The 26,233-nt window shown below is 61.2% G+C and carries 21 protein-coding genes, 1 tRNA gene and 1 pseudogene; 4 read left to right on the plus strand and 19 right to left on the minus strand.

Annotation, left to right across the window (positions count from 1 at the left end):
• Positions 1 to 150: 150 nt before the first annotated feature.
• Both C8D92_RS04815 and C8D92_RS04820 read left to right on the plus strand, forming a co-directional pair.
• The gene (locus C8D92_RS04815; RefSeq protein ID WP_116918569.1) at positions 151 to 1,335 is read left to right on the plus strand and encodes a pyridoxal phosphate-dependent aminotransferase; all 1,185 of its coding nucleotides are present in this window, start codon (positions 151 to 153) and stop codon (positions 1,333 to 1,335) included.
• An 83-nt stretch (positions 1,336 to 1,418) separates the two neighbouring features.
• Positions 1,419 to 1,494: transfer RNA gene (locus C8D92_RS04820), tRNA-Asn, on the plus strand.
• A gap of 189 nt (positions 1,495 to 1,683) precedes the next feature.
• Here C8D92_RS04820 and pyrF read toward each other — a convergent pair.
• The 17 genes and pseudogenes from pyrF to C8D92_RS04905 form a co-directional block, all read right to left on the minus strand.
• Positions 1,684 to 2,409: an orotidine-5'-phosphate decarboxylase gene (gene pyrF / locus C8D92_RS04825; protein WP_116918570.1), complete on the minus strand. Its 726-nt coding sequence runs from the start codon at positions 2,407 to 2,409 to the stop codon at positions 1,684 to 1,686.
• Positions 2,410 to 2,441: 32 nt separating this feature from the next.
• Positions 2,442 to 3,611, minus strand: a complete 1,170-nt coding sequence (lapB, locus tag C8D92_RS04830; protein ID WP_116918571.1) for a lipopolysaccharide assembly protein LapB — start codon at positions 3,609 to 3,611, stop codon at positions 2,442 to 2,444.
• Entirely contained in the window at positions 3,611 to 3,913 is a 303-nt protein-coding gene (locus C8D92_RS04835) for a LapA family protein (RefSeq protein ID WP_116918572.1), read from the minus strand. The genes lapB and C8D92_RS04835 overlap by 1 nt, the downstream gene beginning before the upstream one ends.
• A gap of 121 nt (positions 3,914 to 4,034) precedes the next feature.
• A pseudogene (locus tag C8D92_RS04840) lies at positions 4,035 to 4,334 on the minus strand (integration host factor subunit beta); the annotation flags it as partial.
• Between the two features lie 135 nt (positions 4,335 to 4,469).
• Positions 4,470 to 6,158, minus strand: coding sequence for a 30S ribosomal protein S1 (gene rpsA, locus C8D92_RS04845; protein ID WP_095610276.1), 1,689 nt, complete (start codon positions 6,156 to 6,158; stop codon positions 4,470 to 4,472).
• A gap of 128 nt (positions 6,159 to 6,286) precedes the next feature.
• Positions 6,287 to 6,970, minus strand: a complete 684-nt coding sequence (cmk, locus tag C8D92_RS04850) for a (d)CMP kinase (RefSeq protein WP_116918573.1) — start codon at positions 6,968 to 6,970, stop codon at positions 6,287 to 6,289.
• The gene (locus C8D92_RS04855) at positions 6,967 to 9,207 is read right to left on the minus strand and encodes a bifunctional prephenate dehydrogenase/3-phosphoshikimate 1-carboxyvinyltransferase (protein ID WP_423837065.1); all 2,241 of its coding nucleotides are present in this window, start codon (positions 9,205 to 9,207) and stop codon (positions 6,967 to 6,969) included. The genes cmk and C8D92_RS04855 overlap by 4 nt, the downstream gene beginning before the upstream one ends.
• A complete protein-coding gene (gene hisC / locus C8D92_RS04860) occupies positions 9,204 to 10,319 on the minus strand; it encodes a histidinol-phosphate transaminase (protein WP_116918574.1) in 1,116 nt (371 codons plus the stop codon). The genes C8D92_RS04855 and hisC overlap by 4 nt, the downstream gene beginning before the upstream one ends.
• A 39-nt stretch (positions 10,320 to 10,358) precedes the next feature.
• Positions 10,359 to 11,456, minus strand: coding sequence for a prephenate dehydratase (pheA, locus tag C8D92_RS04865; RefSeq protein WP_116918575.1), 1,098 nt, complete (start codon positions 11,454 to 11,456; stop codon positions 10,359 to 10,361).
• Between the two features lie 2 nt (positions 11,457 to 11,458).
• Positions 11,459 to 12,541 (minus strand): 3-phosphoserine/phosphohydroxythreonine transaminase, encoded by a 1,083-nt coding sequence (serC, locus tag C8D92_RS04870; protein ID WP_116918576.1) that lies wholly within the window; start codon positions 12,539 to 12,541, stop codon positions 11,459 to 11,461.
• 33 nt (positions 12,542 to 12,574) lie between these two features.
• A complete protein-coding gene (gene gyrA / locus C8D92_RS04875) occupies positions 12,575 to 15,142 on the minus strand; it encodes a DNA gyrase subunit A (protein WP_116918577.1) in 2,568 nt (855 codons plus the stop codon).
• Positions 15,143 to 15,267: 125 nt separating this feature from the next.
• Positions 15,268 to 16,122 carry a formyltetrahydrofolate deformylase gene (gene purU / locus C8D92_RS04880; RefSeq protein WP_095610282.1) on the minus strand — a complete coding sequence of 285 codons (855 nt, stop codon included), beginning with the start codon at positions 16,120 to 16,122 and terminating at the stop codon, positions 15,268 to 15,270.
• Between the two features lie 175 nt (positions 16,123 to 16,297).
• Entirely contained in the window at positions 16,298 to 17,122 is an 825-nt protein-coding gene (locus C8D92_RS04885) for a DUF6160 family protein (protein ID WP_116918578.1), read from the minus strand.
• A gap of 104 nt (positions 17,123 to 17,226) precedes the next feature.
• Complete coding sequence (locus tag C8D92_RS04890; RefSeq protein ID WP_243402360.1) at positions 17,227 to 19,038, minus strand: choice-of-anchor D domain-containing protein; 1,812 nt, start codon at positions 19,036 to 19,038, stop codon at positions 17,227 to 17,229.
• A 284-nt stretch (positions 19,039 to 19,322) separates the two neighbouring features.
• Positions 19,323 to 20,336, minus strand: a complete 1,014-nt coding sequence (locus C8D92_RS04895) for an AraC family transcriptional regulator (protein ID WP_116918579.1) — start codon at positions 20,334 to 20,336, stop codon at positions 19,323 to 19,325.
• Positions 20,337 to 20,587: 251 nt separating this feature from the next.
• Entirely contained in the window at positions 20,588 to 21,001 is a 414-nt protein-coding gene (gene arfB / locus C8D92_RS04900; protein ID WP_116918580.1) for an alternative ribosome rescue aminoacyl-tRNA hydrolase ArfB, read from the minus strand.
• Entirely contained in the window at positions 20,998 to 21,513 is a 516-nt protein-coding gene (locus C8D92_RS04905; protein WP_243402361.1) for a GNAT family N-acetyltransferase, read from the minus strand. The genes arfB and C8D92_RS04905 overlap by 4 nt, the downstream gene beginning before the upstream one ends.
• Before the next feature lie 87 nt (positions 21,514 to 21,600).
• Between C8D92_RS04905 and C8D92_RS04910 the strand changes: the two genes are divergently transcribed.
• Positions 21,601 to 23,280, plus strand: a complete 1,680-nt coding sequence (locus C8D92_RS04910; protein ID WP_116918582.1) for an AMP-binding protein — start codon at positions 21,601 to 21,603, stop codon at positions 23,278 to 23,280.
• A gap of 30 nt (positions 23,281 to 23,310) precedes the next feature.
• On the opposite strand, the gene C8D92_RS04915 is transcribed toward C8D92_RS04910, so the two are convergent.
• Entirely contained in the window at positions 23,311 to 24,177 is an 867-nt protein-coding gene (locus C8D92_RS04915; protein WP_116918583.1) for a LysR substrate-binding domain-containing protein, read from the minus strand.
• Between the two features lie 108 nt (positions 24,178 to 24,285).
• Between C8D92_RS04915 and C8D92_RS04920 the strand changes: the two genes are divergently transcribed.
• A complete protein-coding gene (locus C8D92_RS04920) occupies positions 24,286 to 25,221 on the plus strand; it encodes a DMT family transporter (RefSeq protein ID WP_116918584.1) in 936 nt (311 codons plus the stop codon).
• A gap of 22 nt (positions 25,222 to 25,243) precedes the next feature.
• Here C8D92_RS04920 and C8D92_RS04925 read toward each other — a convergent pair whose 3' ends face one another.
• Complete coding sequence (locus C8D92_RS04925) at positions 25,244 to 26,224, minus strand: aspartyl/asparaginyl beta-hydroxylase domain-containing protein (RefSeq protein WP_207775113.1); 981 nt, start codon at positions 26,222 to 26,224, stop codon at positions 25,244 to 25,246.
• Positions 26,225 to 26,233: the final 9 nt, after the last annotated feature.

Genomic DNA, 26,233 nt, shown 5'->3' on the forward strand with positions numbered 1-26,233 from the left:
ACGGCGATCCGTCTGGGTTTCCTTATCCCGGCGCAGTCGACATGGTAACATTCCCCCCTGAGCCACGGAGTCATTCACTCCGACAGCGCAGACCCGGCCCGGATGGGCCGTCTGTGATTGCCTCTAACGACTCATCGAAGGAGCGCTAGTTTGGACCGTCAACTGTCAAACCGAGTACAAGCGATCAAACCCTCCCCGACCCTCGCTGTCACCAACAAAGCGGCGGAACTAAGGGCCGCGGGCCAGGACATCATTGGCTTGGGCGCCGGGGAGCCGGATTTCGACACCCCGGACCACATCAAGGAGGCCGCCATTGAGGCCATCCAGGGTGGCCAGACGAAATACACGGCAGTGGACGGCACTCCGGCCCTGAAGAGCGCGATCATCGACAAATTCAAGCGGGACAACGGACTGGAATACGAGGCAAACCAGATTCTGGTCTCCAGTGGCGGTAAGCAGAGTTTCTTCAACCTGGCTCTGGCCACACTGAATCCCGGGGATGAGGTGGTGATCCCGGCGCCCTACTGGGTGTCCTATCCGGATATGGTCAAGGTGGCGGAGGGCACCCCGGTGATCCTTGAAACCTCCGCGGACACCCGTTTCAAGATCACGCCGGAGCAGCTTGAGAACGCCATTACCGAGAAGACGCGCCTGTTCGTGATCAACAGCCCGTCCAACCCCAGCGGCATGGCGTATTCACTGGAGGAGCTTCAGGCCATCGGCGCGGTGCTGGAAAAGCATCCGGAGATCATGATCGCCACCGATGACATGTACGAACCGATCCTCTGGACCGGTCGACCGTTTGCCAACATCGTCAACGCGACGCCGTCACTCAAGGATCGGACGTTCGTCCTGAATGGCGTCTCCAAAGCGTACTCCATGACCGGGTGGCGGATTGGCTATGCCGCGGGGCCGGCCGACGTGATCGGCTCCATGAAGAAGATCCAGTCCCAGAGCACCTCCAACCCGGCGTCGATTTCCCAGGCCGCCGCCCAGGCAGCGCTCGAGGGGTCCCAGGACTGTGTTGGCGAAATGGTCAGCGCCTTCCGTGAACGCCATGACTGGCTGGTTGATGCCCTGAATGAGCTGCCCGGCGTTGAGTGCCTCAAAGGCGACGGTACCTTCTACGCCTTCCCGAGCTTTCAGGCGGTTATCGACGCGCGCGATGATGTCGACACCGACGTGGAACTCGCCGAACTGTTGCTGAAAGAGGCCGGAGTCGCGCTGGTTCCGGGCTCCGCGTTCGGCTGCCCCGGGCACATGCGCCTGAGCTTCGCGACCGGTTTGGACACGTTGAAGAACGCGGTCAGCCGTCTTGCCACGGCATTGGGGTAATCGTCTTGGGTCTCTTTTTTCAGAGGTTCCCTTGACCGCCGGCGAAGGCCATCGTAGTATACGCGCCTCGTCGCTGACGATGCTCCCCGATAGCTCAGTTGGTAGAGCGCCTGACTGTTAATCAGGTTGTCGCTGGTTCGAGCCCAGCTCGGGGAGCCACTATTCCGAAAAAAGCCGCTGAGTCTGATCAGCGGCTTTTTTTTATGTCTGTTCGAAAAATGGCCGGAAACCGTCGAACCGTCGGTTGGGCTGACAACGGACGCCCAACAACGCACCGGGTTGCCCTCATGCGATCGTTGGGCTCCTTCGTCAACGCAACCTCCCCGGTTCGCCGACCATCCCGGCGATTCAGTTCAACGCCGTTGTCACTTCCGCCTGAATCTCTTCCAGCGCCTCCAGCGGCCGATCCGCCTGGGTGATCGGCCGCCCGATCACCAGATAATCACTACCGGCATACAACGCCTCGCTGGGCGTCATGATGCGCTTCTGATCGTCCGTCGCGGCGAATGCGGGACGAATGCCGGGGGTCACCAGCTGGAAGCGCGGCCCTCTCGATTCGCGCAATATCGGCGCCTCCTGAGCCGAGCAGACCACACCATCGAGACCGGCGTTATAGGCGAGAGACGAGAGACGGTCCACCTGCTCCTCCGGCGACCCCGCTACACCGATCTGGCGCAGATCGTCCGCCCCGAAACTCGTCAGCACCGTGACCCCGATCAACAACGGCCGGTCATTACCAGCGACCTTCTCCAACCGCTCCCGACAGGCCGCCATCATCGTCTCACCACCCGAGGCGTGAACATTCACCATCCAGACCCCCAGATCGGCGGCGGCCTCCACCGCAGCCGCCGCGGTGTTGGGAATGTCATGGTATTTCAGGTCTAGAAAGACACCGAAGCCCCGGCGGGTCAGTTGCCGCACAAAATCCGGACCAAAGCGGGTGAACATTTCCTTGCCGACCTTGAGCCGGCACAGGCCAGGATCGAGTTGGTCAACCAATTCCAATCCGGGGGTCTGATCCGCAAAGTCCAGGGCGACAATGACACGGGGGCCGGTGACGTCGGCGTACAGCATGATTCACTCCAATGGGGGGTCAAACGTTGGGATTATTCGGCTTCCACGCCCTGAATCGGCTGGATGGTTTCCCAGTTCTTGCAGCTCGGACACAGCCAGTGCAACTGGCGTCCCTCAAAGCCGCAGTTCGTGCACCGGTACGTTGGCCGGCTCGCCAGCAGCATCTGACCGATCCGGCTCACCAGCCGGCCCTCGTCCGTGGTCATCCCTTTCTCATATCCAGCAAGCGCCACCAGACGAAGCAGGCCACGCACACTCGGGCGCTTTTCCAGCTCCTCACGCAACAGATCAATAGCAGCCCGCCGGCCAGACCCCCGCTCCACCGACTCCACCAGAGCCAATAACAGGCTGGTGCTGGGCCAGGCTTCATACAGTTTTCTCAGGCGGCGGGTCAGGCGCCCCACCTGGTTCCGGGCCCGCGCCTGCTGCATGAGCTGTTCGATGGCTTCCGGACCGAACGCCGGGTTCTGGTCGAAGACCTTCAAAAGAACCTTGGTGACTTCCCGATCGTTTCCCTGACGCTGCTGAATGTCCGCCAGCAGAAAGTTCGCGCGCACGCAGGTCGGGTCTTTCTCAAGCGCCTCCCGGGCCAGCCGCCGGGACTCCCAGCGGTCATCCCGCTGCAGGGCCTCGTCCGCCATCTCACAGGTCAGGTACCCTAGCTGCTTTTTCAGGGCGTCGTCCGACTCATGGCTGGCAAGCACCTCGGCCACCTGCCGGGCCTTGTCCCACTCGCGCTCCTGCTGATAGAGCTCGATCAGCTGGTTGGACGCCTTACGACTGTAGTCCCGGCTGCCAAGCAGCTCCTGCAGTAACGCTTCGGCACGGTCCAGAAGACCAGCCTTCATGTAGTCCTCTGCCAGCTCCTGAGTCACCTGAGGGGAGAATCGGGACGGTAGTTCAGGGCGGGCCAGCAGGTTCTGGTGGATCAGAATGGCGCGGTCGGTCTCACCTTTCAGGCGAAAGTGGGCGCCGACGGACAGGTGCAGATTGACGGTATCGCGGTTGACTGCCAACGACTGAACAAAATTCTCAATCGCCTGATCGGAATAGTTGGTAAAGAGGAACTGAAGCCGGTCCCGAACCGACGGCTCGTCATGAATGCCGCGGCCACGCCGGGTTTCACTGCGCCCCCACCGGCCCATGAACCAACCCGCCGCAACCGCTATCACCAGTAACAGCCAGTGCAATACGGTGTCCATCAGTGCGTCCGGGCGGGCTCCGAGCTCGCCTTGTTCAGGGATTTTTCAGCCTGGGACAGTTTACGCCGAAGCTGACGACGCTCGGCGGAAACTTTCAGAGTGGCAACAGTCGTCACCAGAATGCCGATCACCGCCCCGGCGACAAACGCCAGTATGAGCCAGAAGGCCACACCGTAGGACGCCGTCTGAAAAAACAGGAAATTCAGTGACACGGTTTCCTGATTATTCAGGGAAAAGATCAGTGCCACCAGAATCAAAAAGATGACAACCAGAGCAAGTATGACTTTCTGCAGCCAGGCCATTGGTCAGCGGCTCCCTCTCATCATTGTGACCCGCGCGATGTCAGCACATACTACCACACCGCAGGCGGGCGTCGCCTGACGCGTCGTGCCGGTCCGGGACCATTATCGGCGTCCGACGCCCTCAGTAACCACGCTTCATGCTGGCATCGACCCGCTCACGGAGGGTTTTGCCGGGCTTGAAATGCGGGACGTATTTGGCGGGAAGCTGCACAGGGTCGCCGGTTTTGGGGTTCCGCCCGGTCCGGGCTGCCCGGTAATGCAGCGAGAAGCTACCGAAACCGCGAATTTCAATACGCTGCCCTTCGGCCAGCGACTGCGACATGTGTTCGATGATGGTTTTGACCGCCAGCTCCACATCCTTCACCGAGAGCTGGGTCTGCTTGGAGGCAATCAGCTCGACCAGTTCCGATTTTGTCATTGGTTTTTCCTTCTCATTCTCGACAGGAAATCCGGTCCGGACTTCTCTTCCATGAGACTAGTTTAGCCAAAGCCAAAAAAAAGACAAAAAAAACGGGCTGTTACAGCCCGTTTTTTTCATTTCGGCGACAGCGCCCCGTTACTCTTTCGGGTTCTGCTGCTGCATCTGTTCCTTGATCAGATCGCCGATGGTCGTCGCACTGGACGTGTCAGCGGACTTCTCACGAACGCTCTGAAGCGCCGCCTTGTCGTCCTCGACATCCTTGGACTTGACCGAGAGGTTGATGACGCGGTTCTTGCGATCGATGCTGATGATCTTCGCTTCCACTTCATCGCCTTCGTTCAGCACGTTGCGGGCGTCTTCCACCCGGTCACGGCTGATCTCGGACGCCTTCAGGACCGCTTCCACTTCCTCGTTGAGAGACACGGTCGCGGACTTCGCGTCGACGCTCACAACAGTGCCGCTCACGATGGAGCCCTTGTCGTTGAGCTGAACGAACTCGGCGAACGGATCGCTTTCGAGCTGCTTGATGCCCAGGGAAATGCGCTCGCGCTCCGGATCCACAGACAGGATGACGGTTTCAACTTCGTCGCCCTTCTTGTACTCGCGGACCGCTTCTTCACCGGACTCGTTCCAGCTGATGTCGGACAGGTGAACCAGACCGTCGATGCCGCCTTCCAGACCGATGAAGATGCCGAAGTCCGTGATGGACTTGATCTTACCGGTGATGCGGTCGCCCTTGTTGTAGTTCGCGGAGAACTCTTCCCAGGGGTTGGCCTGACACTGCTTGATACCCAGCGAGATCCGACGACGCTCTTCGTCGATGTCGAGGATCATCACTTCGATGTCGTCGCCGACCTGGACCACCTTGGACGGATGGATGTTCTTGTTGGTCCAGTCCATTTCGGACACGTGGACCAGACCTTCCACCCCTTCTTCCAGCTCGGCAAAGCAGCCGTAGTCGGTCAGGTTGGTGACATTGGCCGCAACACGCATGCCTTCCGGATAGCGATCCTTGATGTTGACCCAGGGATCTTCGCCCAGCTGCTTCAGACCCAGAGATACCCGGTTCCGCTCGCGGTCGAACTTCAGGACCTTGACGGTGATCTCGTCACCCACATTGACGATCTCGCTCGGATGCTTGATCCGCTTCCACGCCATGTCAGTGATGTGCAGCAGGCCGTCAACACCACCCAGATCAACGAACGCACCGTAGTCGGTCAGGTTCTTGACGATACCCTTGATTTCCAGACCTTCGGTCAGGGTCTCAAGCAGTGCTTCGCGCTCGGCACTGTTCTCGGCTTCCAGAACCGCGCGGCGGGAAACCACCACGTTGTTGCGCTTCTGGTCGAGCTTGATGACCTTGAATTCCAGTTCCTTGTTTTCGAGATGCGCGGTGTCGCGCACAGGGCGCACATCCACCAGCGACCCCGGCAGGAACGCCCGGATGCCACTCAGATCGACGGTGAAACCGCCCTTTACCTTGCCGCTGATCATGCCCTTGACGACTTCTTCGTCCTCGAAGCGCTTCTCCAGCACCTTCCACGCTTCGGCCCGCTTGGCCTTTTCGCGTGACAGGCGTGTGGCGCCAAAGCCGTCCTCAACTGCGTCGAGAGCCACGTCAACTACGTCACCGACCGCAATTTCCAGCGTTCCTTCCTTGTCCAGGAACTGGCTGGCCGGGATGGTCCCCTCGGACTTGAGACCCGCATTCACGGTGACCCAGTCGTTATCGATATCCACCACGGTCCCCTGGACGATGGAACCGGGCTGCATGTCAATGTCTTTTAAGCTCTCTTCAAAAAGATCCGCAAAGCTCTCGCTCATTCTATGTCCTATGATCAACGCAAGTGTTCCCCGTGCTACCAGCGACACGGTCTGTTCAAAATCACCGGAATCCGCTCAAGGCTGGCGATTCGTCCGGATTTCCGGTGGCCAATAACAAAAAGGTGCGGTCAGGCGCGACTGGCGGCGGCCAATGCCCTTTCCAACACCTCTTCGATGCTTAAACCTGTCGAGTCAATGACTTGCGCATCCCCGGCCGGTTTAAGAGGAGCACTCGACCGATTCATGTCGCGGTCATCACGTGCCCTGATATCCTCTAAAAGGTCGTCAATACTAACACTCACACCGGAGTCCAGCAACTGACGATGGCGCCGCTGGGCCCGCTCCTCGGCGCTTGCGGTCAGAAACAGCTTGACCGGAGCATCGGGGAACACCACGGTCCCCATGTCACGTCCGTCCGCCACCAGACCCGGCGACACCCGGAAATCCCGCTGGCGTTGCAGCAGGGCATCCCGCACTGACTGGATCACCGCGACCCGGGAGGCATTATCGCCACACTCTTCTGTGCGGATAGCCCGCGTCACGTCGACACCATCCAACAGAACCCGGGCCGGCTCGCCGGGTGGCGTCGGCTCAAACGCCACGTTGAGATCCTGCGCCTCCCGCGTCAGTGCCGCTTCATCGTCCAGATCAACGCCATGTCGCATGGCCGCCAGAGCCGTCAGCCGGTAAAGCGCCCCGCTGTCCAGCAGATGATAGCCCAGCTTCCGGGCGAGCATCTGGGTGACCGTGCCCTTGCCGGAACCGCCCGGCCCGTCGACGGTGATCACTGGAATTTCCTTCGCATCGCTCATTCGCAAGCCTCTACTGTCAGCCGGATGCCGACCTCCTGGGCCAGTCGGTCAAATCCGGGAAATGAGGTGGCGACGTTGGCACAATCGGTGATCGTTATCTCGCCTTCCGCCCGCAGCGACGCGACGGCGAACGCCATGGCAACACGGTGATCGCCGTGACTGTCCACCGTGCCGCCCCGCAGTGCCTGTCCACCAGGGATCTCGATGCCATCGTCGGTCACCGTACTGTCCACGCCAATCGCCGCAAGCCCATCGGCCATCACCTGAATACGATCGCTTTCCTTGACCCGCAACTCTTCCGCGCCCGTCAGCAGTGTCGTTCCTTCAGCGCAAGCCGCTGCGATGAACAGCACCGGGAACTCATCAATGGCCAGCGGCACCTGATCCTCGGGAATCCGAATACCCCTGAGCGGCGCGTACCGAACCCGGAGGTCCGCGACCGGCTCACCCCCGATTTCGCGCTCGTTCTCCAGCGTGATATCCGCCCCCATCTCGCGGAGAATCGTGATCACGCCGGTACGCGTGGGGTTGATACCGACATGCTGCAACCGGAGGTCAGCCCCCGGTGCCACTGACGCGGCCACCAGAAAGAACGCCGCCGAGGATATATCCGAAGGCACATCAATCGGGCCGCCTGTCAGTCGGCCACCACCGCTCAGGCGCGCGGTGTTCCCGTCACGCGTCACCGGATAGCCAAACCCGTTGAGCATCCGCTCGGTGTGATCCCGGGTCGGCGCCGGCTCCGCGACCGATGTGTCTCCGTTGGCATAGAGCCCCGCGAGAAGCAGGCAGGATTTGACCTGCGCGCTGGCCACCGGCATGTCATAGTGAAAACCCGTCAGCGTCTGTCCGCCCCGCAGACGCAGCGGCGGCTTCCCGCCCTCGCCAGTCTCAATGACGGCGCCCATCTGACGCAGGGGGTCGGCCACCCGGTTCATGGGACGACGGGAGAGACTGGCGTCCCCGGTCAGCTCCGTGTCGAACCGCTGTCCGGCGAGCAGTCCCGCAAACAGTCGCATGGCGGTCCCCGAATTCCCCAGATAGAGCGGGCCGTGGGGAGGCTGAAGTCCATGGAGACCAACGCCATGGATACGGACAACCCCCTGATCCGGCCCCTCAATGGTGACGCCCATGTCCCGGAAAGCCTGCAGGGTCGCGAGACTGTCCTCACCCTCCAGAAAGCCGGTCACTTCGGTCGTCCCTTCCGCCAGCGCCCCGAGCATGATGCTGCGATGGGACATCGACTTGTCGCCGGGAACCCGGATGTCCCCCTGAGCGGCGCCGCCCGGCTGGAGCCGGAAGGTCACCTGGTTCTGTTGTTCTGTGTTCACGTACGCCTGCCCTGACAGCATTTTTGAGAAGTGTTCCCGGGCCGCCCTGGCCCGGCTGAAAACCTGCAACAACCGTTCACCATCCTGTGATTCGATCGCCTGGCGAAGCTGGCCTAGATCGGCCGTGAAGTGATCGATCATGTTGAGCACGGCCTCCCGGTTAGAGAGGAAAATGTCGTGCCACATGATCGGATCACTGGCTGCGATGCGGGTAAAATCCCGAAACCCGCCGGCCGCATACCGGAAAATGTCGAGATTGTCGTCTTCTCCGGCCAGGGTGTCGACCAGAGAAAAAGCAATCAGGTGGGGAAGATGGCTGGTCGCGGCCAGAACCTCGTCGTGGCGGTCCACCGACATAGTCAGCACCCGGGCGCCACACCCTTCCCAGAGCCGGGTCAGCTGATCCAAGGCCTCCGGCGCCACCGAGTCCGGGGGCGTCAGAATGATCTTATGGCGATCGAACAGATCGCCGTGCGCGGCCCGGATGCCGCTTTTCTCGGACCCGGCAATCGGATGGCCGGGAATCACCCGCTCCGGCCACTCCCCGAAGACCGCCTGTACCGACTGAATGAAGCTGCCCTTGGTACTGCCCACATCGGTCAGAATCGCATGGTCACTGAGGGCCGGACGAACCGCCTCAAGGACGTCGCGTGTTGCCCGCACCGGCACCGCCACCACCACCAGATCAGCCTCTTTCACGGCCTCGGCGGCAGAAAAGGCCATCTCGTCAATCACCCCGTGATCCCGGGCCCAAAGCGTCTCGTCATCCCGGCGATCGGTCCCGACCACCGTACCAGCCAACCCGTGTTCCCGGATGGCCAGCGCCAGTGATCCCCCAATGAGGCCGAGGCCGACGATGGCGACGCGCCGGAATACCGGCCGGTTCGGCATGTCGCCCGTGCTCATGGCGCCGCTCCCAGCGCACGTCCGAGTGCCGCGATACAGCGGTCGTTTTCATCAGTCAGCCCGACCGAAACCCGAAGGTGGCGGGGCATTCCATAGCCCCCCAGCGGCCGGACGATAACGCCATCGCCCAGCATGGCCTCAAACACCGCATTGGCATCGCGCCCGGTATCCACGGTGACAAAATTGCCATGGGACGGAATTGCCGTCAGCCCGAGCCGCTCAAAACCGGCCATCAACTGATCGCGACCGGCTTCGTTCACCCGTCGGGATTCTGCAAGATAGTCCTTGTCTTCGAGTACCGCTGTCGCCGCCGCCTGGGCGACATTATCCACGTTGAACGGCTGCCGAACGCGATTCATCAGATCGGCAATCTCCGGGGACGACAGCGCATACCCCACCCGCAGACCTGCCAGCCCCCAGGCTTTGGAGAAGGTCCGCGCGACAATCAGGTTCGGGTAATCCGACAGCATGGCCAGACCGTCCGGGTAGGCCGGATCGGTCATGTACTCGCAATAGGCCTCGTCGAGCACCACGGGGATATGCCCGGGCACCCGCTCCAGAAAGGCCACCAGCGTGTCCCGGTCGACGGCCGTGCCCGTCGGGTTATTCGGGTTGGCCACGAAAATGACCCGGGTCCGTTCGGTAATGGCCGCGGCCATGGCATCCAGATCGTGTCCCCAGTCCCGGGCGGGAACGGCCACGCCAGAAGCCCCGACGGCCCGGGTCGCAATCGGATACACGGCAAAGGCATACTCGGAGAAGACAACCTCCGCTCCGGGACCGGCAAACGTGCGTGCCGCCAGCTCCAGAACGTCGTTCGAGCCGTTACCGAGCGTGATCTGGTCGGTGTTGATCCCGAAGCGTGCGGACAGTGCATTTTTCAGTTGAAAGGCGTTGCCGTCCGGGTAGCGTGCCAGCTCCGAAAGCGCCTCGCGCGCCGCCGCCATGGCTTTCGGGCTGGGCCCCAACGGATTCTCGTTGCTGGCCAACTTGATGATGCTGGCGGGATCAAGCCCATGCTCCCGGGCCACTTCATCGATCGGCTTGCCCGGCTGGTAGGGCTGCAATCCGCGGACGCCCTCAACGGCGCGCTGCTGAAAATCCACCGGCATGCGTACTCCCAATCCAGTCTTTAAAGTCGTCAGGGTCTGTTACAGGACACCCACGGGATAGGAGCCCAGGTGCTTGAGCTCCACCGCCTCGCCGTCGATCGTCTGAAGCACCTTCTTCACAGGCGGATCCTCGGCATGCCCCTCGAAATCGATGTAGAACACATACGCCCAGGTCCCGCTCGGTGACGGGCGGGTTTCCAGACGCGTCAGGCTGATGTCGTTCTCATGGAACGGCGCCAGCAGGTGGTAGAGTGCCCCGGGTTTATTACGCATCGACACGAGTATGGACGTCTTGTCCTGACCACTGGGTGGAACGGACTCGCGACCCACAATCAGGAACCGTGTGGTGTTGTCCGGGCGATCCTCAATGGTCCCGGCCATGGTCGCCAGGCCATACAGCTCGGCCGCCATATCGCCGGCGATCGCCGCCGTCCCCGGCTCTTCGCTGGCCCGGCGCGCGGCCTCGGCATTGCTGCTCACCGCCACCCGCTCGATGCCGTGCCAATGGGTATCCAGCCACTTGCGACACTGGGCAAAGGACTGCTGATGCGAATAGATCCGGCGAATCGACGACGGATCGCTGTCGGCGGACGCCAGCAGATGGTGATGGATCCGCAGCTGGACCTCACCGCAGATTTTCAGGGGGGAGGCCATGAACATGTCCAGCGTGTGGTTGATCATGCCCTCGGTGGAGTTCTCCACGGGGACGACGCCGTACTGGGCCGCCCCGGACTCGACCTCCCGGAACACGGCATCGATCGCCGGCAGAGGGACGCTGATGACCGAATGACCGAAGTGCTTGAGCGCCGCCGCCTGGGTAAACGTCCCTTCCGGCCCGAGGAACGCGATGTGCATCGGCTTTTCCAGCGCCAGGCAGGCCGACATCATCTCCCGAAAGAGGCGCGCCATCTCTTCATCGGACAGCGGGCCCGGATTGCGTTCCTTGATTCGCCGCAGCACCTGAGCCTCACGCTCAGGACGGTAGAACACCACATCGTCGTCGGGATTCGCGACCGTCTTCGCGTGAGCGACTTCCTGCGCACAACGCGCCCTCGCGCTGATCCGCTCCAGAATCTCTCGATCCAGACGATCGATCTCATCACGAAGCTGCGCCAGACGGCTCTGCTCGTCACTCATGGTCAGCCCCGCTCCTTCTCGAAGGACGCCATGTAGTCGATCAGGGCATCCACGCCAGACTCCGGCATGGCGTTGTAGATCGACGCCCGCATGCCACCCACCGAACGATGGCCCTTGAGGTTCAGCAGGCCGCGGGCCTCCGCGCCTTGCAGAAACTCACTGTCCAGTCGGTCATCCGGCAGCGTGAATGGCACGTTCATCCAGGACCGGAACGCCGGCACGATGGGGTTCGCGTAGAAGTCGCTCTGATCAATGAACCCATAGAGCTTGTCGGCCTTGCGACGATTGATGGTTTCCATCGCCTCCAGACCGCCCTGCTCCTTCAGCCACTGGAATACCAGCCCCGCCAGATACCAGGAATAGGTGGCCGGCGTGTTGTACATCGATCCGCTGTCCGCCTGTACCTTGTAATCCATCATGGTTGGGGTGGCTGGCGAGGCGTGCCCCAACAGGTCGCGCCGGACAATCACCACCACCAGGCCCGAGGGCCCGATATTTTTCTGGGCGCCGGCATAGATCATCCCGAAACGGGAGACGTCCAGCGGCCGCGACAGGATGGTAGACGACATGTCCGCCACCAGCGGCACGTCGCCACTGTCCGGCAACCGGTCATACGCCAGCCCGCCGATGGTCTCGTTGGGCGTGACGTGCAGATAGGCGGCATCGGAGCGCGTCTGCCAGGTGTCCGGGTCCGGCACGTCGATGAACCCGTTGGCCTCGCTGCTCGCCGCCACATTGACGTCGGCAAACCGGCGGGCTTCGGCGATGGCTTTCTTCGACCAGTTGCCGGTGTTGATGTAGTCCGCACTCTCGTGACCGCCCAGGAGATTCAGGGGGATGGCGGAGAACTGGCTGCTGGCGCCGCCCTGCAGGAACAGGACGGCGTAATCATCGGATATCCCCATCAGGTCCCGCAGGTCCTGCTCCGCCTGCTGGGCAATACCGACGTAGGTCTCGCTGCGGTGACTCATTTCCATCACCGACATGCCTGTGCCACGCCAGTCCAGCATCTCCTCTCGGGCCCGCTCCAGCACTGCCGTCGGCAGTGCGGCGGGACCGGCGCAAAAATTATACTGTCTGCTCATGCACCCTGCTCTCTTGTGCTCATCAGTCGGCGGTTATTCTTCTTCGCCGTCGACGTCTTCCTCATCCATACCGTTTTCGGCAATACGTTGAACGCCGACCAGTCGCTCGTCTTCCTGAGTCAGACGGATCAGCCGGACGCCCTGTGTATTGCGCCCCGAGACGGACACTTCTTCCGTGCTGGAACGCACCAGCGTGCCCTTATCCGAAATCAGCATCATCTGATCGCCTTCAAAGACCTGAAGTGCGGAAACCAGGTTGCCGTTGCGCTCGGTGCACTGCATGGCGATCACACCCTGGCTGCCACGGCTGTAGCTCGGGAACTGATCAAGCTGGGTACGCTTGCCGTAGCCATTCTCGCTCGCCGTGAGAATCAGGCCATCGTCCTGCGGGATAATCAGTGACACCACCTCGTGGCCGTCCGGCATATTAATGCCTTTCACACCCCGCGCCGTCCGACTCAGCGGCCGCACCTGATCCTCTTTGAACCGGACCGCCTTGCCGGCCGAGGAGAACAGCATGATTTCCGACTGCCCTTCGGTGATCGCCGCGCCAATCAGCATGTCGCCTTCATCCAGCGACAGCGCAATCAGGCCGCTACTGCGCGGACGGGAGAAGTTCGGCAGGGCGGTCTTCTTGACCACGCCATTGGCCGTGGCCATCAACACATACTGATCTTCCGGGTAGTCCTTCACCGGCAGGAAGGTCGTGATGCGCTCACCTTCCTCCAGCGGCAGAATGTTGACCATCGGTCGGCCACGGGCAGCACGACTGGCCTGGGGAATCTCGAAGACCCGTAGCCAGTACACCTTGCCACGGTCGCTGAAGCACAGGATGGTATCGTGGGAATTCGCCACCAGCAGCCTCTCGATGAAGTCCTCTTCCTTCATCGTCGTTGATGACCGGCCACGGCCACCGCGACGCTGCGCCTGGTAAGCGTCCACCGGCTGAGTCTTGGCATAACCACCGTGGGAGATGGTCACAACCAGGTCTTCCTCGTCGATCAGGTCCGCCACGGTCAGGTCCCGGCGGGAACTGATGATCTCGGTCTTGCGGTCATCGCCATAATCGTTGATCACCGCTTCCAGCTCTTCCCGGATCACCTCCATCAGGCGCGCCGGTTCGCTGAGAATATGGATCAGCTCGGCAATACGGTCGATGATTTCGCCATATTCCTTCTGGAGCTTTTCGGTCTCCAGACCGGTCAGGCGATGCAGGCGCAGATCCAGGATGGCCTGGGCCTGCTCCGGTGACAGATGGTACTGGCCGTTGCGCAGACCATAGATCTCCGGCAACTCATCGGGACGACAGGCGTCCTGACCAGCACGCTCGAGCATGCTCTCGACCTGACCGGGCTCCCAGCCGCGGGCCACCAGCTTCTCTTTGGCTTCGGCGGCGGTCGGCGACTGGCGAATCAGCTCAATGACCGGATCGATGTTGGCCAGCGCGACCGTCAGGCCTTCAAGGATATGCCCCCGCTCGCGCGCCTTGCGCAGCAGGTAGATAGTCCGGCGGGTGACCACTTCGCGGCGGTGGCGGACGAACGCTTCCAGCACATCCTTGAGACTCAGCACCTTCGGCTCGCCGTTGATCAGCGCCACCATGTTGATACCGAACACGGTCTCAAGCTGGGTGTGGGCGAACAGGTTGTTGAGCACGACGTCCGCGTTCTCGCCACGACGCAACTCAATCACCACGCGGATGCCTTCCTTGTTGGATTCGTCCCGCAGCTCGGTGATGCCTTCGACGCGCTTGTCCTTCACCAGCTCGGCGATCTTCTCGATCAGACGGGCCTTGTTGAGCTGGTACGGCAGCTCCGTGATGATGATGGCATCACGGCCGGTCTTCTTGTTGTGCTCGACCTCGTGGCGGGCCCGCACATAGATCCGGCCCCGGCCCGTGCGGTACGCCTCCACAATCCCCGCACGGCCGTTGATAATCCCATTGGTCGGGAAATCCGGCCCCGGAATGTATTCCATCAACTCATCCACGGTCAGGTCCGGGTTGTCGATCAGCGCCAGACAGCCGTTTATAACCTCTGTCAGATTGTGCGGCGGGATGTTGGTCGCCATACCGACGGCGATGCCTGATGAGCCATTGACCAGCAGGTTCGGTATCCGGGTCGGCAGGACTTCAGCAATGTTCTCCGTGCCGTCGTAGTTCGGCACAAAGTCAACGGTTTCCTTGTCGAGATCCGCCAGCAGCGAGTGCGCGATCTTTTCCATGCGGATCTCGGTATAACGCATCGCGGCCGCATTATCGCCGTCGATGGAGCCGAAGTTGCCCTGGCCGTCGATCAATGGATAGCGCAGCGAGAACGGCTGCGCCATCCGGACGATCGTGTCGTAGACTGCGGAGTCCCCGTGGGGGTGGTATTTACCAATCACATCACCGACCACGCGGGCCGACTTCTTGTACGCCTTATTCCAGTCGTTACCGAGCTCCGACATGGCGTACAACACCCGGCGATGCACCGGCTTCAGACCATCCCGGACATCGGGCAGCGCCCGCCCGATGATGACGCTCATGGCGTAATCCAGATAGGACTGTTTCAGCTCTTCTTCAATATTTACGGGCAGGATCTCTTTGGCTAGTTCACCCATCGAGAAAGGTTCCTTTGCAGTCTTTTTATTGGCGCCGGAAGCGTTGAATCAAACGATGAATCATACCACATTCACCCGATTCGACGGCATCGCGGGCCCAGGCGCATGGTGGGTCTCCGCTGCGGTCAGTCGAACACCACGGTCTTGTTCTCGTGAATAATCACGCGATCCTCAATGTGAGCCCGCAACCCCCGGGCCAGCACGTACTTTTCCACGTCCTTACCAAGACGGACCATGTCATCGATGGTGTCGCTGTGGCTGATCCGCATGACGTCCTGCTCGATGATCGGACCTTCGTCGAGATCTTCGGTAACGTAATGACAGGTCGCCCCGATCAGCTTGACCCCCCGACTGTAGGCCTGATGGTAGGGGCGGGCACCAGCAAAGGACGGCAGGAAGCTGTGGTGAATATTCATGATCCGGCCGGAATACTCCTCACACAGCGACTGCGGCAGAATCTGCATGTAGCGGGCCAGCACCACCAGATCGGCCTCATAGTGGGCAAACAGGTCACCGATCTCAGCAAAGGCCTCTTCACGGGTGTCTCTGGAAACCGGCACATGGTGGTAGGGAATACCGTGCCACTCCACCATGCTGCGAAGGTCGTCGTGATTGGAAATCACGGCCGCGACCTCCGCATTCAGCTCGCCGCTGTGCCAGCGGTGCAACAGATCCGCCAGGCAGTGGGACTCCCGCGAACACATCAACACCACCTTCTTGGGCGCCGCGGAGTCCGCCACATGCCACTGCATGTCGAACTCCCGGGCGATGGGCTCAAACGCCGCGCGGAACTGATCCAGACCAAAAGGAATGGTATTGGCCCGGATCTCATGGCGCATGAAGAACCAGCCGGCCTGGTTGTCGGAGTGGTGGCTGGCTTCGGTGATCCAGCCGTTGTAGGTGGTCAGAAAATTACTGACCTTGGCGACAATACCCACCCGGTCCGGGCAGGAAATGACCAGACGATATGTGTGTTCCATGACAAGGCGCTCTCGGGGCACTGGTGAACGGACTCGGAGGCGACAGAAACCGTCGCTCCAAAACCATCGATAATACCCGATTCGGCGCCATGAATCAGCATGCCACGACCGTCGTCTCTGCGGCCGCCCACAGTAAAAAGCCCCCACCGGAGCCGGCAGGGGCTAGTGTCCCGTCCTACTGGTGACCGTATACCCGCATCTGGGTGCCTGTGACGGACAGGTTGTTCATCTTCAGCGACCCGATCGACGTACCGCCGATCAGCACACCACCCACTTCAACGTCCGCGCTGAAGTCGTTGATGTCGACGGCGAGGCTGTCCGTGCCGGCAGCATTCGGCGCGCTGTAGATGTCCATATCCAGTTGCGCGAAGGCGGTGACGACGTTGGGGTTGTCGTCATAGCCCGACCCGGTGATCCGCAGATCCCGGATGCCCACGCCCAGGAAGGACACGTCCGCATCGAAGTCGTCAATGGCGAATCGCGTGTTGAAGTTCAGTGTGTCGGTCTCTGTGTCCACACGCAGATCCATCGAGCCGAACATCCCTTCCATCGAGAGATTGTCCATCAGTAGCGTCGAGTCACCGCTGCCGTCCGAGGACTCCAGGTTCCACTCACCCGTGCTGATTCCGAAGTCGACCGGAGAGCCAAAGAGCGGCAGAACATCAATGACTGCGTCGCCGTCCGCCTCAACGTCCACCACCAGTTTCAGGTTGTCCAGCTTGTCACTGGGGTCGTTGGGAATCCCGCCCGGCACATTGGCACCGGGGAACAGATCATCCCGATCCGCGCCGCCGATGGTGATATCGCTGACCGAAAGCGACCCCTCATCGGTGTATCGGAATTCATCCATGGCAACCCGGGTTTCCAGCTCAATCGTGACACCGGACTGACCCGTGACATTGCCCATGTCCGCATTGTTCATTGGCTTGAGCTCAGCGTGGCCTGCCAGAGGCAGACTCGCGACAGCCAGCGCCAGCGTACTCAGTTTCAGACCCTTCATTGTTCAGTTCCTTTTTTGTTGGGGGCCGGGCGATATGCCCGGCCTTCATTACGCCTCTGGGAGAGCGACAGGGGAGGCTCCGAAGAACCTCCCTGCTCTTCCGGTCAGAGTTGCGGAGTCAGTGACAGATCAATGGTGTTACCCGGGCCGGCCATCAGCTGGTTGATGATATCGGTCAGGGCACCACAGTTCTCGAGCGGCGGCAGTTCATAGGTGCCGGTCAAGTTGCCCCCTTCCAGCGGCTTGAACGTCTCGCCCTCGGGAGACTCGAGGTTGATCGTGACCGGCTCGGCTGTGCGGCACTCATCGCCACCACCGATCGGCAGACCAAAGCCGAACAGGCTCACCCTGACCTTCGGCACCTCCACATAGGCCTTGGACTTGGAAGTCAGCGTGCCGTCGATCAGCGAACCGGTGGTCTTGCCAACCTGCTCGAACGCCACGTCAGCCTGGGCCTTCAGATGGCTGAAGAACCGGATGATCCGAAAGGTCCCGCTGGTTTTCTCCAGCGTGAGGTCCGCCTCGTACATGCGGGTGGAGAGGTTCAGGACGGCATCGATCGTGCCGTTAAGCGGCAGGGTGCCACCATTGGCCTCGATCATGCTCTGACCTTCCACGTCCAGGAGGAAATCCACCGTACTGCCGGTGCCGCCCTCGCCTGTCAGCGGCACGGTCAGAACCGGATTGCCGTCAGCGTTGGACTCGATGGTCAGATCGGCGGTATTCGTACCTTCGGTTGTCGGCGCATAGGCCACGGTGACCGGGCAGGTGGCGCCCGCATTCACGTTCACGCAGCCGTTATTGACCAGTGACAGGCTGGTATCGCCGTCAACCGACACGCTGGTGACGTTCAGAACGGCCTCACCGGTGTTCTCCACGGTCAGATCCTGCTGCTGCGTCTGGCCCACCGTCACCGTGCCGAAGTCCACCTCGGTCGGATCAACGCTGATCATCGGCACTTTCTCGGTGAAGCTCTCACCGGAGAGCGGCACCTCAACACTGGACTCATCGGCGTCCGTGGAATCGATGGTCAGCGTGGCATTGTGGGTCGCATCGCCTTCCGCGAAGTAGGTCACGGTCACCGTGCAGCTCTGCCCACCGGCAACCGAAGTGCAATCACTGGACTGCATGAAACGGTCGGCGTCCGGGCCACTCAGAGTCACGTTATTGATCCCCAGTGACAGGTCGCCCTCATTGGCCACAGTGACTGTCTGCTCGGCTGTCAGACCGTTCTGGGTCCGCTCGAAGTCAACGGCTTCGGGCGTGACGGCAATGTCGGCCGGATCCTCGGTCGGGCCTCCGGGAACCACCTCGAACGTGTGTAGCAGCGGATCCTGATCCGCATTCAGCGTACAGTCAGCAACAAACTCACCGATCGGATCGGGCGCGATGCTGCCATCGGCCGTGCGGGCCGTGATGTCCAGCGTCAGGTTGCCGAGCTCAATGGTGTTGTTTGAACCGACATCCGCGTCGTCAAAGCTGACCTCAGGCGCCTGACCGCTCGCCGGCACCTCGAATGAGCCAGTCGTCTGCGGAATATCGGTCTCGGGAATGGTCAGGCTGACATTCAGCGGCTCCGAGCCCGCCGGCGTGATAATCGTCTGTTTGGCCTGAGCCGTGCCTTCCAGCGTGGTCGACCCGACCAGTGTCAGGCCGGTGCGGGAGTCTTCATTGATCAGCGTTGTTGCTTCGACCTGGAATGGGCCTACCGTTTCACCGACCTCCACCGTTTCTGGCAGCTCGGTCGTAATCTCCGCCACGATCGGCTGCTCATTAATCAATGGAAAGGGACAGGTGTACTCCGCGCTCTTTGAGACGGTGGCGGCCTGCGCCGTCCCGCCCGCCGCCAGCAGAGCGGCAGCAGCCATCGCGGTCCTCAACTGACGCGACTTAAGACTGAAATCCATGGAACTCATGAGGTTGTCCTCTAGATTGTCATCTGACGATTTATGGTTGTTAAGCCAGGGACTGGCCTTCTCGGCAGACTGCATCGACTAGAGAATGGTTCGAACTTGCCGGCCCCGAGTTCCATCCGGCCGCGGGATGACACGACCGGGGACTCACGGGACTGGCTTCATGGTGCGGCGGAGGAGGAAAGTCGGTCTTGCCAAAACCGGCAAGACGTTTGTCAAAAACGGAAAGGCAGGCGGGGAATTGCCAGGAATGTGATGGATGTCATACGCCAGTCGGAAACCGGTCGTCACTCGCCGTGTCGGCGGACCTCACCCGGCGTGCGCCCTTTCCAGGAACGGTAAGCCCGGGTAAAGCTCGCCTGATCACTGAACCCGAGTTTGTTGGCGATCACTTCCAGCGGGACGGAAGTCTCCGTGAGGTAGCGCGTTGCATAGTGAAACCGGATGTCGTTTCGCATGGACCGAAAGGACACCCCGGCCAGCTTCAGATGATGACGGAGCGCCCGGGCGCTCATTTTGAGAGATTGCGCGGCCCGATCCAGAGTACATTCGCGTCCCAGATTGGTCATGATGTGCTCACGGACCTGCCCGACCAGATCCACCACCCTGCCCTGAGTCGGTTCGTCATCCAAGGGGCTTTCAGCCATCACTGAGGCCATGCCACCCGCATCGCTGCGGATCGGACCGCTCGGTAGCGGCAGAATAGCACGACTCTGTTCCGCCCCGAACCGGAAGCGGGTTCCCGGGGAAATGGCTTCCCAGTCATCAATCGGGAGCGCCGTCCCGGAATCCAGCTCGAACTCCAGATGGTCACAGGCGAGTGACGCCAGTGTATGGATACTCCCCATGTAGATGCGGGAGATGAACGAGCGTTGCTCTCCAAGAGACCAGTTATCAACCAGACGAATGGACAACGCCGACCCACGGCGGGATACCTCCATGTCCATGATCGGCAGACAAACGCGAAGATACTGGACAATCCGGCTTACCAGCTCCTGATAGCCCTCATGACGAATGAACGCAAAACCGAGCAGACCATGGGCCTCCAGATCCAGCCGCTGGCCAAACTGGAACGGCATGCGCTCATCCTGAATCGCGCTTTGCGCCTCATCGAACAGGCGATGAAGCTGGTTGATGGACAGAAACCGCTCGGGCTGACCGAGCATCTGTTCGCTGAGCTGGCTGCCGTCGAGCAATGCCCGGCTTCCGACGCCCCGACTTTCCATAAAGTCCAGAAAGCGGCGGGCATAGGCGGCCGAAATAACGGGTACGTCGTAGGACACACCGCGGGGTGAGGCCATGAAAGAATCCTTTCCTGAACGGGTAAACCTGCTACTGCCACCGTGTCGGAACCTCAAACAGGCTCCTTCAGGAAGTGTAAATCGGTGACAGTCGCTCCTTGGTTAAGACTCTCAAGTTTCATGAGCGACGGCCCTGAATGACAACCAGGCCTCGCTGATTCTGTGAAACAGCTTCCGTCCCGGCACCCCGGAGGGAACACACCTGTACGCAAAAACGACACCACTGCGCTATCTCAGAGCGCTTTCTGGCCTCAGTACCGGACCGGACCGCGCAGGGCCTTGGTGCGTCCGCGCTGCTTCTTCTTGTCCATACGACGTTGGCGGGCACGCCTCGAGGGCCTGTTTGGCTTGCGGGTTTTGCGGGGTTTGATGGCTTGGCGGATCAGCGCCTTCAGCCTCTGGAGAGCGTCTTCCCGGTTCAGTTCCAGCGTCCGGAACTGCTGGGCCTTGATGACGACCACGCCATCTTTATTGATGCGACGATCCTCCAGCATCAGCAGGCGCGTCTTGTCATTGTCAGGCAGACTCGATCCGGGGATATCAAAACGCAGATGAACGGCGCTGGCCACCTTATTCACATTCTGCCCACCGGCGCCCTGGGCCCGGATCTGATGGATTTCAATCTCCGATTCGGGGATCGTCACGCGGCTGGAGATCTCCATCATGACCCCGTTCCCGACATCAGGCTCTTGTACAGGAGGTGCGCATCCACATCACCCAACTCGGGGTGCTGGAATGCGCCGGGCAACGTCCCGACGATCTCGAAACCGTGTCTTCTCCATACCCGGAGAGCACCCTGGTTGGTGGCGACCACCAGATTGTACTGCATCGCCCGGAACCCCAGCTCAACCGCGACCGTCTGGGAATGGCCGCACAAGGCCGACGCAAGTCCCTGGCCCCGTGCGGATCGGTCCACGATGTAGCCGCAGTTACAGACGTGTGATCCCGGTCCCGGATGATTGGCTTTGATGTAGTATGTCGCCAGAACGCGCCCCCCGTCGTCCTGTGCAACATACGCCGCGGCTGGCGCCTCAATCCAGAGCCTATGGGCATCGGCTTCGGCGATGTCGGTCGGGATGGCATAGGTCTCACCGGCCCGGAAGACGGGCCGGATGATCGACCAGACCGCTGCCCAGTCCGACGGACGATAGGAACGGATGAGGGGAAATTCAGACAATGACCTTCTCCGAATGATGGTACAGCGACCGAAAACCATCATAGAATACCGACGGATCACACAATAACAATGAATTGGAGATTATTGATGCCGATTCCGAGCGAGAAGCAGACGTCCCTCCACTGCCTGTTCCACTGGGCGAAACAGACACCGGACAAGGTTTATCTGACTCAACCCTACCCGGACGGTCATACCGAAGACATCACCTGGACGCAGGCCGCCGATCAGGTTCGACGCATGGCCGGTCACCTGCGCAGCCTGGATCTCCCGGAGCGCAGCCATATTGCCATTCTCGGCAAGAACAGCGCCCACTGGATTCTCGCCGATCTGGCGATCTGGGCAGCCGGCATGGTGTCCGTGCCCATGTACCCCACACTCAACGGCGAGACCGCCGAGTACATTCTGGAGCATAGTGAAGCCCGCTTGCTGTTTCTCGGCAAGCTCGATGGCACGGCCGATGGCTGGGACGATATCAAAGGCCAGCTGCCGGCCGACCTCCCGCTCATCTCACTGCCCATGTCCCCGCGCCCGGATACGGACCAGTGGACCGACATCACGGCGCGCACCAAGCCGGCGGACCCCATTCTGCCGGATCCGGACGACCTGGCCACGCTGATCTACACCTCCGGCAGCACCGGCCGACCGAAGGGTGTGATGCACAGCTTCAGAACAATGATTTCCGTTGCAGAAGGCCTCCAGCAGATCTTCCCCGTCGGACCGGAGGACCGGATGCTGTCCTACCTGCCGCTGGCGCACGTGGCTGAGCGTGCCGCGGTCCAGACCCTGTCCCTGTATTACGGGTTCCGGCTCTACTTCGCCAACTCACTGGAGACCTTCCAGGAAGACCTGCAACGGGCCCGGCCCACCCTCTTCTTCTCGGTGCCGCGGCTCTGGATGAAGTTCTACATGACCATTAACGAGAAACTGCCGCCGAAGAAGCAGAAACTCCTGTTCAACCTCCCGATCCTGAACCGGGCCGTGAAACGCAAGGTACTCAAGCAGCTCGGGCTGGATCACTGCCGGGCCGCCCTGACCGGTGCCGCCCCGCTGTCCGCCGAGATCGTTCACTGGTACCGGAACCTGGGGCTGGAGCTGCTGGAGGTTTACGGCATGTCCGAAAACTTCGGCTACTCTCACGCCAACCGCCCCGGGCAGACCCGTATCGGCACGGTCGGCGTCGCGAGTCCGGGTGTCGAACACCGGCTGGGCGACGGTGATGAGGTGCAGGTGAAAAGCCCGGGGCAGATGCTCGGCTATTACAAGAACGAAGAGAAAACCCGGGAGGATCTGACCGATGACGGGTTCCTGAAGACCGGCGATATGGGTGAGATTGACGCCAGCGGCTTTCTGCGTATCACCGGCCGGGTCAAAGACCTGTTCAAGACGTCCAAAGGGAAGTACGTGGTACCGGTTCCGATCGAGGGGCGCTTCAATCATCCCCAGGTGGAAGCCGTCTGCGTGGCGGGCGCCAACCAGCCTCAGCCCTGCGTCATGGTGCTGCTCTCCGAGGAAGCCCGTGCGGCACTGGATAATGGCAGCCAGAAGGATGATCTGGAGCGGGAGCTGGCCGCGGAGCTGGACGCCGTCAACGCCGAAACCGAATCCCACCAGCAGCTTGCGTTTGTCGCCGTGGTCCGCGAACCCTGGACCATGGAAAACGGCATGCTGACGCCCACCATGAAAATCAAGCGCAACGTGATCGAGAATCACTATGCGGACCGCATTGACGGTTGGTATCAGCAGAAACGGAAAGTGATCTGGGAATAACGCCCCGCCCCTGCCGGCGCAGTGGGGGATTCATACCCCCTCGCCGGCCAATTGCTGCCTGAGCAGCTCCGCGAGTTGTTGGACGGCCTCAGTCGGGCGCCCCGGCGGTCGATGCAGTGCGATCTCCACGACGGGAAGGGGTGGCAGGCCGCTGCTTTCATCCAGCACACGAAGGCCCGCCGTCACCATATGGCGGGTGACAACGGCAACCGCAAGACCGGCGTCAACGATCGGTCGTAGCCCCACCATGGACTGGCTCCCATACGCCACCCGCCATCGGCGACCGGCACTTTCCAGTGCCTGCTCCGCTTCTTCACGAAACACGTCCGCACCGGGGGAATAGAACGCCATGGGCAACGGATCTTTGAGCGGGGGCTGATGGTGCAGACCCACGGCCCAGACCAGCGGCTCCCGACGGATGACCTCACCGCCCGGCGAGTGACGCTGACGGGTCACCAGTGCCAGATCCAGATCGCCCTGGCGGACCTGGTTCACCAGCGATTCACTGTTGCCGCAATGGACCTCCAGGTTCAGCGATGGGTAAAGCTGGGTAAAATGAACCAGCGCCGATGACAGCAGCGTTGCATAGTCCTCGGGAATGCCCAGCTTCAAAGTCCCCTGGACCACCGGTCGTTTCAGATCTGCCAGCGCCTCGTCATTCATCGCCAGCATCCGACGGGCGTAGCCCAGCAACCGCTCCCCATCCGCCGTCAACCGGACCTGCCGCCCCGCTTTCTGGTGCAGCGCCATGCCCACAGACGTCTCCAGCCGCTGTAACTGCATACTGACCGCGGACTGGGTGTATGACAGCCGCTCCGCCGCCCGGGTCACGGTGCCCAGGTCCGCAACCGCCACCAGCGTTCGGAGCTGATTCAGGTCCAGATTTCTCGGCCTCATAACACATCACACTCTGTGATGACTTCAAGAAAACATTGTCGATATTGTGATACATCATTGAGCATTAGCATAGCCCTGTCACTCATTCACACCGACAGGAGATTCGCTATGACGGGGTTGCTGACCGCTCAAGGAGCCCGGGGATTGTTTGCCGCGCTTTTCGCTGTTCTTCTCTGGAGCATCGCGCCGCTTCTGGTGGAGTGGGCAGCCGCCCTGCCGCCGCTCAAGCTCACGGCGATTTCACTCTTTGCCGGTGCGATGGCGACCATTCCCATGAGCCGCAAGGCACGCCCGGTGGAGAAACCGCGCCTGTCCAGAACCTGGCAGTTGGTGATCCATCTGCTGTTGCCGCTGTTGGTCCTCGGCGCCGTCAGCTTCTATCTGATGGGGCTTGGCAAGGCGCCCACGGCGAAAGCCGCGCTCGTCACCTACACCTGGCCGGTTCTGTTCGTACTACTCAGTGATCTGGTGCTGCGCAAGCGACTCTCGCTGACGGTTCTGGCGGGCACAACCATTGCCTTCAGCGGCACGGCACTGGTGCTGGGCCCGCAGTCCTTCAACGGGGAGCTGTCGGCACACGGTGTGGGGTATGCCCTCGCACTGGGTTCCGGTCTGTGCTGGGCACTGTATTCCATGATTTCACAACTGGCCCCCGTGTCCATCACGCCGGTATTGCCGGCCCTGTTCCTGACAGCCGGCGCGGGCGCTGCGGGCGCAGACGGCCTGTCCGGCGGGAGCATAGCATCGGTCTCCATCCTCGCGGTCACCGCCGGCGTCGTTCTGGGTCTGGGGCCCTATGGGCTGGCCATGGCGGCGTGGAATCTGGCGCTGCGGGTAGGGTCAACGGCCGTGGTGGGGCCTCTGGCGTACCTGGTACCGGTTCTGGCCGCCGTATTCATGGTGTTGGCCGGCGTCAGCGCGCCGGACTGGCGTCTGCCGCTCGCCGGCGTTCTGGTCGTCACGGGGTGCTTCGTGGCGTCGTCCGGTCGCACCCCGCAGGGCAGAGCTCTACCGGCGAAATCCACGACGGCCCGCTCTCAATGAAGCCGGTAACACAGTGGCATGATCAGATCACGCTGTCGGCCAGCGAATACAGACCATACACGGTGCCGACAATCGCAGCAGAGACAACCAGGCCCAGCGTCGCATTCACGGAGTATTTGATCGTCTGGTAACGGGCCGGATTGGATGTCTTCAGGGTTCGGACATTGGCCAGCGTCGGCGACACCCGCGCAAAAATGGTGTTGGCCAACCCGCGTTTGTCGCGCTCATCGTTGGGGACCACGGTCAGGCGCATCAGCCCCTTGTAGAAGAAGTTGACGATACGGCCCACAATCCACGTGGGTCGCTCCACGTCGCACATCAGGATCAGCCGGTCCGCCGCGGCATCATTGCGCGCGTAATGCAGATAGGTTTCATCGAACAGCAGATCGTCACCATCGCGCCATGAATAGTCCATGCCGTCGATATTGATGTAGCACTGCGAATCGTTGGGGGTCGCCAGTCCCAGATGGTAGCGCATCGAGCAGGCCATCGGGTCGGCATGCCGGGTCAACTTACTTCCCACCGGCAGCACCGAGAACATGGCACCATTAACGCAGGGAACCTGATCCAGTATCCGCAGTGTTTCCGGGCAGGACGACAGAGCGGACCGGTGACGGGTGCCATACCACTTCAGGTAATACTTGCTCCAGCCGTACTTGTAAAACGTCCGGAAACCGATGTCGTAATAGGCGCTCGAGTTCGGATCGCTGGTCTGATCAAACACGCGGCTTTCATGCAGGGCCAGGGCCTCTTCCCGGATCGTCTGCCAGTTCTGGCGGATCACATCCAGTTCCGGGAACTGGTCCACATCCATGATGGGCCGGCGACCGCGGCGCTCTGTAAACAGATAGAGGAGGCAGTTCAGGGGGCTGAACAGCGGCCAGCCTTTTCGAAGGTATTCACGCAGACTGTCATATCGAACCTGACCACGAAATCGATAGACGTACACCATCGACCCCGCGACAAACGCGGCCAATAGCGCCGCAATGACGCCAACCGTCATGACTGCCCC

The sequence above is a fragment of the Tamilnaduibacter salinus genome (assembly GCF_003096655.1).
GTDB classification, from domain to species: Bacteria; Pseudomonadota; Gammaproteobacteria; order Pseudomonadales; family Oleiphilaceae; genus Tamilnaduibacter; species Tamilnaduibacter salinus.